Origin of the sequence: Alteromonas nitratireducens, assembly GCF_040812025.1 — a bacterium.
Taxonomy (GTDB): domain Bacteria; phylum Pseudomonadota; class Gammaproteobacteria; order Enterobacterales; family Alteromonadaceae; genus Alteromonas; species Alteromonas nitratireducens.
Genome location: NZ_JBFNPK010000032.1, coordinates 1 through 8604, shown reverse-complemented (window position 1 = coordinate 8604; position 8604 = coordinate 1). Strand labels below are relative to the sequence as shown.

The 8604-nt window shown below is 40.4% G+C and carries 11 protein-coding genes and 1 pseudogene; 6 read left to right on the top strand and 6 right to left on the bottom strand.

From position 1 onward, the window contains the following. Positions 1-215 (bottom strand): transposase (locus tag AB1N33_RS16450; RefSeq protein WP_411272657.1); only part of this gene is annotated, 215 nt, incomplete at its 3' end. Between the two features lie 51 nt (positions 216-266). After that, positions 267-1274, bottom strand: coding sequence for a GlxA family transcriptional regulator (locus AB1N33_RS16445; protein ID WP_411272656.1), 1008 nt, complete (start codon positions 1272-1274; stop codon positions 267-269). A gap of 101 nt (positions 1275-1375) precedes the next feature. Here AB1N33_RS16445 and AB1N33_RS16440 point away from each other — a divergent pair, with 101 nt between their 5' ends. Both AB1N33_RS16440 and AB1N33_RS16435 read left to right on the top strand, forming a co-directional pair. Beyond that, the gene (locus AB1N33_RS16440) at positions 1376-1774 is read left to right on the top strand and encodes a rhodanese-like domain-containing protein (RefSeq protein ID WP_411272655.1); all 399 of its coding nucleotides are present in this window, start codon (positions 1376-1378) and stop codon (positions 1772-1774) included. Then, the gene (locus AB1N33_RS16435) at positions 1767-2225 is read left to right on the top strand and encodes a GNAT family N-acetyltransferase (protein WP_411272654.1); all 459 of its coding nucleotides are present in this window, start codon (positions 1767-1769) and stop codon (positions 2223-2225) included. Before AB1N33_RS16440 ends, AB1N33_RS16435 begins: the two co-directional genes overlap by 8 nt. A gap of 181 nt (positions 2226-2406) precedes the next feature. Here the strand turns inward: AB1N33_RS16435 and AB1N33_RS16430 are convergent, their stop codons facing one another. Continuing rightward, the gene (locus tag AB1N33_RS16430; protein ID WP_411272653.1) at positions 2407-2763 is read right to left on the bottom strand and encodes a hypothetical protein; all 357 of its coding nucleotides are present in this window, start codon (positions 2761-2763) and stop codon (positions 2407-2409) included. A gap of 285 nt (positions 2764-3048) precedes the next feature. On the opposite strand from AB1N33_RS16430, the gene AB1N33_RS16425 reads away from it, so the two are divergent. From AB1N33_RS16425 to AB1N33_RS16410, 4 genes are all read left to right on the top strand, one after another. Beyond that, positions 3049-3609 (top strand): dienelactone hydrolase family protein, encoded by a 561-nt coding sequence (locus AB1N33_RS16425; protein WP_411272652.1) that lies wholly within the window; start codon positions 3049-3051, stop codon positions 3607-3609. Positions 3610-3644: 35 nt separating this feature from the next. Then, on the top strand, positions 3645-4061 hold the full coding sequence (locus tag AB1N33_RS16420) for a GFA family protein (protein WP_411272651.1): 417 nt from the start codon (positions 3645-3647) through the stop codon (positions 4059-4061). A 213-nt stretch (positions 4062-4274) separates the two neighbouring features. Beyond that, a complete protein-coding gene (locus tag AB1N33_RS16415; protein ID WP_411272650.1) occupies positions 4275-4916 on the top strand; it encodes a hypothetical protein in 642 nt (213 codons plus the stop codon). Between the two features lie 297 nt (positions 4917-5213). Beyond that, positions 5214-6794, top strand: coding sequence for an RNA-directed DNA polymerase (locus AB1N33_RS16410; RefSeq protein ID WP_411272649.1), 1581 nt, complete (start codon positions 5214-5216; stop codon positions 6792-6794). 211 nt (positions 6795-7005) lie between these two features. Here the strand turns inward: AB1N33_RS16410 and AB1N33_RS16405 are convergent, their stop codons facing one another. The 3 genes and pseudogenes from AB1N33_RS16405 to AB1N33_RS16395 all read right to left on the bottom strand — a co-directional run. Next, entirely contained in the window at positions 7006-7473 is a 468-nt protein-coding gene (locus tag AB1N33_RS16405; RefSeq protein ID WP_411272648.1) for a GNAT family N-acetyltransferase, read from the bottom strand. An 11-nt stretch (positions 7474-7484) separates the two neighbouring features. After that, a complete protein-coding gene (locus tag AB1N33_RS16400) occupies positions 7485-7931 on the bottom strand; it encodes a GNAT family N-acetyltransferase (protein WP_411272647.1) in 447 nt (148 codons plus the stop codon). Between the two features lie 42 nt (positions 7932-7973). Further along, positions 7974-8604 (bottom strand): annotated as a pseudogene (locus tag AB1N33_RS16395) (hypothetical protein); the annotation flags it as partial.

Below are 8604 nucleotides of genomic sequence, written 5' to 3'. Positions count from 1 at the left end.
AGTTCCTGAATACGTTGCTGTTCTGGTGTCAGGGCTTTTGATTTTGGTGTGCTGCCGCCGCGCTCAGACTCAAGCTGCTGAACCCATTTGCGCAGGGTATTTTCATGAACGTCTACCGCGCGACTTGCTTCGGGTACGCTATACCCCTGATCAAGCACCAGACTGGCTGCATCATGTTTAAATTCCGGACTGAATGACCGTCTTTGTCTTCTCATTGAACACCTCGTTATTAAGTGTAATGCTACCACTTAAAACGGTGTTCGGGTTTAGTCTGCCACTACAAAGAGAGAGGGAACCTCAGCAGTTTTTACGGGAATATATTTGGAATGTTTTTCACCAAAGCTCATACGATAGTTAGTGGGGGACGTTGAGAGTGTCTTTTTAAAGTTTTGCCTCAATGTAATTGGGCTATCATAGCCACTTCTAACTGCGACTTGCTCAATCGAAAGCTCGGTTGTTTCAAGCAACTTTTTTGCGGTCTCAAGCTTTCTCTCGGTAAGCCATTCACCTGGTGTCATTTTGTAGTTCTTCTTGAAGTTTCGGTCGAAGGATCTCCGACTCATGCTAGCTTTACTTGCAATATCCTCAATAGATAGGTCGCTTGAAAGATTTTGTACAGCCCATTCTAAAGCCTTGGATATTGAGGAGGGCCTTAAAGACACGGGCTTTTCTACATATTGTGATTGGCCGCCACTTCTATGGGCTGGCAAGACCAAGCGTCTAGCAACCGTATTTGCCGCCTTGTGTCCGAAGTCCTGCCTAATTACTTCAATTCCTAGATCAATACCTGCAGCACTTCCCGCAGAGCAACCCACGACACCGTCATATTGATAAATGATGTCAGGTTTGAATTGAATATGCGGAAACCTTTTCTGAAACAAATCTGCATACATCCAGTGTGTTGTGGCGACTCGACCGTCTAATAGACCGGACTCGGCTAATAGAAATGCGCCCGAGCAAAAACTGATAGTCTTGCCACCTCCCATTGAATGCTTCCTTACCTGCTCGACTATTACTTGGTGTGAATCGCTGAATTGCACTGAATAGCTTGGAATGATCAACAGATCACTGTGAGGAAGTTGCGAAACTTGTTCACATTTAAAAACGGTATTGCAAAGAGAAGGGAAAGAGTCCGATGTCAGCGAGACCACTCGCGCAGTATACCAAGAGTCAAACTCTCTTCTAGGTAATGCAAAAAGCTCTAAAGCACATGAAAGCTCAAACATAGACACTTGGTTGGTGAGTAGTATCGTGACGGTCTTACTGATAGACATTAAATGGCCATATATCATCGAATGTTGTCTTTTTAGACAGTAGCTCGTTATTTAACTCCGCGCAATAATTGTTTAAAGCATTAATAGTCGAGGAAAGATATATGCATTCAACAGTAGTAAGACCAAAACCTGCTTCATCTAGCGAAGCTTTGGAGCACTTCCAATCTCTACTTAGATTCGAAACGGATTGTTGGGATGTTCATTACGCAATGACAAATAACCTCAAAGACTTTGTGTTGCTAGACGTTAGAAGTGTTGAGGTTGCCAAAAGGGGTTACATACATGGGGCTGAATTTTTACCGCATGCAAAAATAAATCTAGAAACGCTTAGTGAGTTTTCCGAGGACACTGTATTCGTAGTGTATTGCGCGGGTCCGCATTGTAACGCGACTGAAAAAGCAGCAATCAAATTAGCAAGACTAGGAAGACCCGTGAAAAAAATGATTGGCGGTGTCACTGGCTGGTTAGATGAAGGTTTTGAGTTAGTTTCAGATGTCTGATTTTATCATTAGAGATATTGTTAAGAAGGACATTAAGCGAGTTCTTGAGTTAATGCGAGAGCTTGCCGTCTTCGAAGGATATATCTATTCGTTTGCAGTAACCGAAGAGGTATTAGAAACATTCTGTCTTGAAAAGGCTCAATTCAATGTATTGGTTGCAGAAAAAAACAAGGATGTAGAAGGTATTCTTGTCTATTATTTTCAACCATTTACTTACGATTTAAGCCCTTGGTTGATAATTAAAGAATTATACGTACCAAAGAAGTCCAGACGAAGTGGTATTGGTGACGCCCTTTTCGATGCAGCTTACAAGCGTGCTGGTGAAGTAGGAAGCAAGAGAATGAAGTGGGAAGTTCTTAAGTCGAACACGGGCGCTCGAAAATTCTACTTAAGAAAAGGTGCAGCATTTGAAGATGAATGGACCACCATGAGCATACTTGTTTCGGGATAGTCAAAGCATGTTAAACAGGCTAATTCGAGGCCATCTAACTTAAGTAAGTATCCATTTTGACTACTCTCAAAAAACAAAAATCCCATTGAAAGTAATTTCTCTGTCAGGAAGGATTGGCACAATCTCCTGGTCGATATTCATCGCTTTTTCTTTAATTAGTAGAGGCATGATTACTTGATTTTCAGGACTCTTTCGAAAGTGAAATTGGAGAGAAAAAACATTTAAACCATGTTTTGCGCTTTTCTTGTTGGTGTCGCTGATATATCAACAAGTCCGTGTCATTGAGCGTTGTATGATCCAAGTTACCTTGGCTAAGTTTATACAGCATGACCAAGTAGCTGGTTGTGACATCACCGCTCTTGCTTTGATCGAACCGAGGAAGGTTAATGTTATCTAGACTATTCTGTCTCCACTTAATAGGAAGAGCCGGCTCAATGATAAATGGCCGAGCAAGTCCGATCAGATCCACCCATCCATTTGCCATACTGCCGGTTTCAGAAATTGCATTGAATGTTTTCAATAGATCGATATCCAGCATTATTGACGGCCATTCATCGACTTTTATTTCATCGGGTTGAGTTCCACATTAACCTCCTCATAGCGCCCTAGTTAAGTTACTCTGTAAATGGGTATGGTCAGATTAAGCATATCTTAATCAATAATAAGCTACGATTTCAAATAAAATGGATCGATAGTTTCAAGAAGGAAGTTGGTCAGCAGATATTTTTTTCTGCAAGGCGATTAGTAATAAAAGTATTTATAATAATCGCTGTCTGTGTAAGGCTTCCGACTACTTTTAAATTGAAAATTATCTACTGCATCAATGAAAATCATAATTGCCACGGACATTTTTGGTAAGACACCGGCACTTGAGCAGCTTGCAGCAACTATTAGTGAAAATGCCGTAATCTTAGAACCGTATAACGGGCGGCATATGGATTTCGATAGTGAAGGGGGGGCATATACGTATTTTACGGAAAACGTTGGTCTGGGGTGCTATGGCGAACTGGTTGAAGAGTATGTGAGCTCATGTTCTGAAAAGCTGCTTCTTATTGGTTTTAGTATTGGCGCATCCGCGATTTGGAACTTATCCGAAAATCGAGACTTATCCAATATTTCTGAAGCAATATGCTTTTATGGTTCTCAAATTAGGAATCGAACTGATGTTACACCAACCTTTCCAATCCAGATGGTTTTTCCTAAAGCAGAGCGGCACTTTTCAGTCAGACAACTCATAGACCAAATTGAAAATAAGAAGAACGTTTCAGTTCGGCAAGTACCTTACTTCCATGGTTTCATGAATGAGAAATCAGAGAACTTTAATCGGGGAAGCTATTACCAAGAGATAAAAAATTGCAAATCGAACGCAATTATTACCAGCTAAGGCTCACTAAACTATGAATAAGAAAGAGGTCTAACATGTACACCCAAATTCACGCTGCAGGATCTTGCAATTGTGGTGCTATTTCCTTTTCGGTCATGACACCATTAACGACTGTTTTTATCTGTCACTGCTCTATTTGCAGAAAGTCTACGGGGAGCGGAGGTATCGCTGTTACTGTAGTTGACAATGAGGCATTTAAGTATGATAGCGGAGTTGAGCTAGTTAGAACTTGGGTAAAGCCGAATCATGACTGGCTTACCAATTTCTGTGATATATGTGGTTCACCACTTCCGGGGAAAAATGACCCGAAACGTTTGTATATACCAGTTAGCTTGTTAGACAGTGGTTACAAAGACCTGGAAGTGAAACATCATATATTTGTTGATTCTAAAGCGAGTTGGGAGCAAATAGGTGATAGTGGGAAACAACATAAAAATTCATTTATCGCTTAAATACAGCAATTATTTCATGTCCCTTTCTTCGTTTCTGTGCTGACTTTGCTGAGCTTATATAGGCGGGTCATGCGAAAGTCTACTCTTTGTCTAGAGCAGTTAATACAACTTGGCTAACCAACTACTGTAAACCACTCATAACCCACTGATTGAATACGTCTTGAGTTTTAGTAGAATCATATTGTTGGTTTATATATGCAATAGGGGATTAAGTTGGCTGGCAGTTTGAAAGCGTTGATATTTTCGTTTGTGGTTTATGCTTCTTTGATTCCTTGTGCAAAGGCCAACACCGTTCATTCTGAAGCACAACTCACAAGGCTAGATCAACACTCATTCACACTGCCATTCACAGTTGAAGATAACGCAGTTATAGCATCGACAGTGATAGACTCTCTAAATGTGGGGTTTCGAGTTGAGTTTGAAATGGCTTTGTCTGCTGACGGAGAAAATATAAGGGACGCTAAAAGTATTCTTATAAAAAGTATTGGTCTTCCTACTGATAACCTATTAAAGCTTATGACTAAACATTTTGGTTATAGATATGATGGCCAGACTATTTTGAGCGAAGTCCAATTTCCGGTTGAGAATACTAACACTATAGATAACAACAAGAATAAACATCGAAGGTTGTTATTAAACTCTAAAATTGATGAGCCTTTGGGATCATTACTTTTCGACTTTGATAATTCAGACTTGATACTCGTGAAGCACTCAGCTTCCTCTATGGCTGCATTCCTACTGGAATTGACCTCACCGCATGAAACACGCCACTCTACTAAAACAGATGAAGGCAAAAAACCAATGCCGTGCATATTTGATGTAATGGCTGAACGTTATATCTGTAAACAGCTCTAAACTCGATAGGTTTACGCAGATTCTACAGTCAGCTTTTCAAACTAATTGCATCACTCCTAAACGTTCAAGCAATTCCCGTCATTCGCTCATAGTAGCAGTGTGATTTCACAATCCTGATGTCCGCTAATTGTCTTTTGATGTTCGTCAGTATTCGACATCGGGCCGTACCGTACGTGAAGCTGACATTTCGATTTTTTCCATGAAAACACAGAATTTGGTTTTTCAGTGGAAACGAGTGTTACTATGAAGTCTCAGTAATAAGCTGTAATGCATGCCATACCCCACAAGGATACATAGGTGTTCAATTTAACAGAGCAAGAACTAGAGAACGCATTTTCTGCAATTAATCATCATGGTTATAGTGCGATGCTACCGGAGCCTTTTGAGTGGAAAGCCGTCAAAAATAAATGGGCTGAGGTTAGGGATTTTATTAAGTCGATCGATTTAGATACTTATGACCCGAAGAAGCCAATGAAGATATTCGCACCGAAGAATCGTGCAAATATTCGTGTTGTTCATTTGTTACATCCGCAAGATTTAATTATCTATACAGCTCTTACCCTTATTGTAAAGAATGATATTGAAGACAATAGAATCAGTAAAAGAGCTAAGCGAGTATTTTCTTATCGTGTAGACAAAGCTAGGGATGACAGGCTCTATGATTCTCGAGGGGCACACGACGACTATATAGAGCAGGTCGAACGGAAGGTAGATAGGGATAATATACGTTTTGTTGGTATCGCAGATATTGCAGATTTTTACCCGAGTATTTATCAGCATCGTTTAGAAAATGCAATCCAAGCAATAGCATCAGACCAGCGAGGAATAGATGTTGCGAGAGTTCTAGTTAAAAAACTTATTTCAAACCTAATGGGACGAAATAGTTATGGTATACCTGTCGGGCCTTATGCTTCCAAAGTGTTAGCTGAAGCTCTATTGATCGATGTGGATGCTTATTTGCATTCAAACGCGATTGACTTTGTTAGATGGGTAGATGACTACAGTATTTTTTGCAAGTCTGAGTATGAGGCTCAAGCAACGTTATTTTCGCTTGGCGAGTGGCTATATGATCACCACGGCCTTACTTTGCAATCAGCTAAAACAAAAATACTACCTAAGCAGAGGTTTAATGACGAAATCCTTTCTAAACCTGAAGAAAACTTAACAGACCGGGACCATGTTATTTCCTTGCTGCGTGACATTCGAATGACTGGCTATGAAGATGAGTGGGATGATGAGGAAGAGGAAATTGATGAGGATGAGATTGAGCAAACTCTTCAACAATTGCAAGCTGTAGATTTGGTTGAAATGTTGCAAGAGTCTATGTCGGATGCTGCTCTTGTGGATTATGAAGTAATTAACTATGTCCTAACAAGGCTTCCTCGCATGCCTGAGGCAGAAGATGGTATTAAAGAACAAGTCCTAGATCTTGTGATCGAAAATGCTGAATTGTTATACCCATCCTCAGAAAATGTGGCTAAATATATTGTTTCTTTTAATGATCTTCCTAAAAAGGAAAAAAAGAAAATCGCTAAGAAACTCCTAAAGCCGTTGAATAGTAAAAGAAACCCACCACCGGATTATTATGCAATGTGGATGTTGTATATTTTTACGACATCGGAAGACTGGAATCAAATCAAGGATATTATCAAGCTATATCAAACGACATCTTCAGATGTAGTAAAACGATACGCTGCATTAGCTATTGCCAAGGGCGGTTCCAGAGCCGAAGCATTAATTATCAAAGATGACTTAAATTCTGCACCTCCAATGCTTAAGTTAGCAATATTGGAAGCATCAAATAAGTTGGGTACAGACGAAAGAAAGCATTGGAAATTAGCCAATCAAATTAACGATAAAGTTGAAAAAATCATATAGCATAACAATCAAAGGCAGCGGATGTTCCGCACCGCTGCTTTGGGCGTTAACCGTCCGCTTATTGTCTATTGGTGTCAGTCAGCGCTGTTTACCGGGCATCACAGTACAATATTGCGGCCATTGAAAAATCAATGGCCAATAAGCGAATAGGCGGCCATGGCTTCTTTACCGATGAGCTTCTTTTTACTTGCTGCCTCGAAGCTAGTTATGTTCAGCTAAGTAATCTTTGCGGTTCAAAACTCATTTTTTTCCAGTCAGTCTCAAGCTTAGCACCTAGTTTCTGGTATAACCGTATCGCTCTTTCATTATTTGCTAAAACTTCCAGCTTGAGTTTTGTTCCGCCCACAGATAAACAGTCTTTAATGGCCTGCCTCATTAACTTTTCGCCTATCCCGATTCCACGCTGATTAGCAGTAACAAAAAGCTCTTTGACTACAACCCAAGGAGATAAGTCATAGGTGAAAGGTTGGAAGAAATACACCAGCATTCCTTCCAGATTATTATCAACATCCGCTACTAAGATATAAAATTTCTTTTCATCTATACATAGCTTCTCAAGATCTGTGACTGTCACTTTGAATTGGTCTATGTAGCCTTCGAATTCAGCTAATTTTTTCATTAGCTCGAGAATCTGATCACAGTCTTCACGTTCTGCTTTTCTAACTTTTACATTTACCATTTCTTATCAACTCATTTTTTTAATAGTTGCTTGCTCATAAAATGCGATGACGATGAACATAATACTGAGAATTGGGGAGTATCCCTTACTGATTTGGGGGCATATGTCCGATCGCAATAAGTATATCCAAGCCGGATAAATAGGTTGTTAGCCGTCTCGGTTAATAGGAATAGCGTTTCAATTCCCCTCTTCATAGCTTGATGTTCAGCAAAAATTACTAACGAACGCCCAAGTCCCCGCTTTCTTGCGCCAAATGTTACAGCCAGTGACCGCAACATAGCGACATTGCCATGCAGTTCCAGGCCTATCAACGCACAAAGGCTTCCGTGTTCATGACACCCATAAAACAAAATTCGTTCTGAAAGGGATATATCTGACACTGGCAGTAGGCAGCTTTTTAACAAGTCCAACATTTCCTCGTCAGGGAAGAGTGGCGCAATCGCCTTATCGATAGTCATCGCTTTCTCCTTAACTATTGACTGCATGATTTGTATGATTTTTCAGTGCTTTTGGCGAAAAAAACGATTTAACCATCTCTTGCGCTTTTCTTGTTGGTGTCGCTGATATATCAACAAGTCCGTGTCATTGAGCGTTGTATGATCCAAGTTACCTTGACTAAGTTTATACAGCATGACCAAGTAGCTGGTTGTGACATCACCGCTCTTGCTTTGATCGAACCGAGGAAGGTTAATGTTATCTAGACTATTCTGTCTCCACTTAATAGGAAGAGCCGGCTCAATGATAAATGGCCGAGCAAGTCCGATCAGATCCACCCATCCATTTGCCAGTAATGAAGTAGCAATTCTTTTCCCTTCAATTCCTCCAGTGAGTATCAGGTCACCGCTAAATTTCGCTTTAGCATACCTAATAAACTCAATGTAGTAGGGCTTAGTCTTTGGCTTTTGTTTAACTGGCGCCGACGGAAAATATGTCCCCCCACTTATTTCAACCAGATTTACTGATGTCGTGTTGAGCATGCCAAGTACATCGAGTGCATCCTGCTCTGTGAATCTGTAAACCTCCCCTAAACTAGTGACATACCTTTTTAGAGTTCTTCGGCGTACACTGAGCCAAGAAGGAGAACTCCTGATGAAAAAGTCCCGATACACAGAAACACAGATCGTTAAGATC

What these genes read in the sequence shown, in the direction of transcription:
- AB1N33_RS16445 (WP_411272656.1), bottom strand. Translation starts at nt 1,274, where the DNA reads ATGTCTATCAGTAAGACCGTCACGATACTACTCACCAACCAAGTGTCT.
- AB1N33_RS16400 (WP_411272647.1), bottom strand. Translation starts at nt 7,931, where the DNA reads ATGACTATCGATAAGGCGATTGCGCCACTCTTCCCTGACGAGGAAATG.
- AB1N33_RS16430 (WP_411272653.1), bottom strand. Translation starts at nt 2,763, where the DNA reads ATGCTGGATATCGATCTATTGAAAACATTCAATGCAATTTCTGAAACC.
- AB1N33_RS16420 (WP_411272651.1), top strand. Translation starts at nt 3,645, where the DNA reads ATGTACACCCAAATTCACGCTGCAGGATCTTGCAATTGTGGTGCTATT.
- AB1N33_RS16425 (WP_411272652.1), top strand. Translation starts at nt 3,049, where the DNA reads ATGAAAATCATAATTGCCACGGACATTTTTGGTAAGACACCGGCACTT.
- AB1N33_RS16440 (WP_411272655.1), top strand. Translation starts at nt 1,376, where the DNA reads ATGCATTCAACAGTAGTAAGACCAAAACCTGCTTCATCTAGCGAAGCT.
- AB1N33_RS16435 (WP_411272654.1), top strand. Translation starts at nt 1,767, where the DNA reads ATGTCTGATTTTATCATTAGAGATATTGTTAAGAAGGACATTAAGCGA.
- AB1N33_RS16405 (WP_411272648.1), bottom strand. Translation starts at nt 7,473, where the DNA reads ATGGTAAATGTAAAAGTTAGAAAAGCAGAACGTGAAGACTGTGATCAG.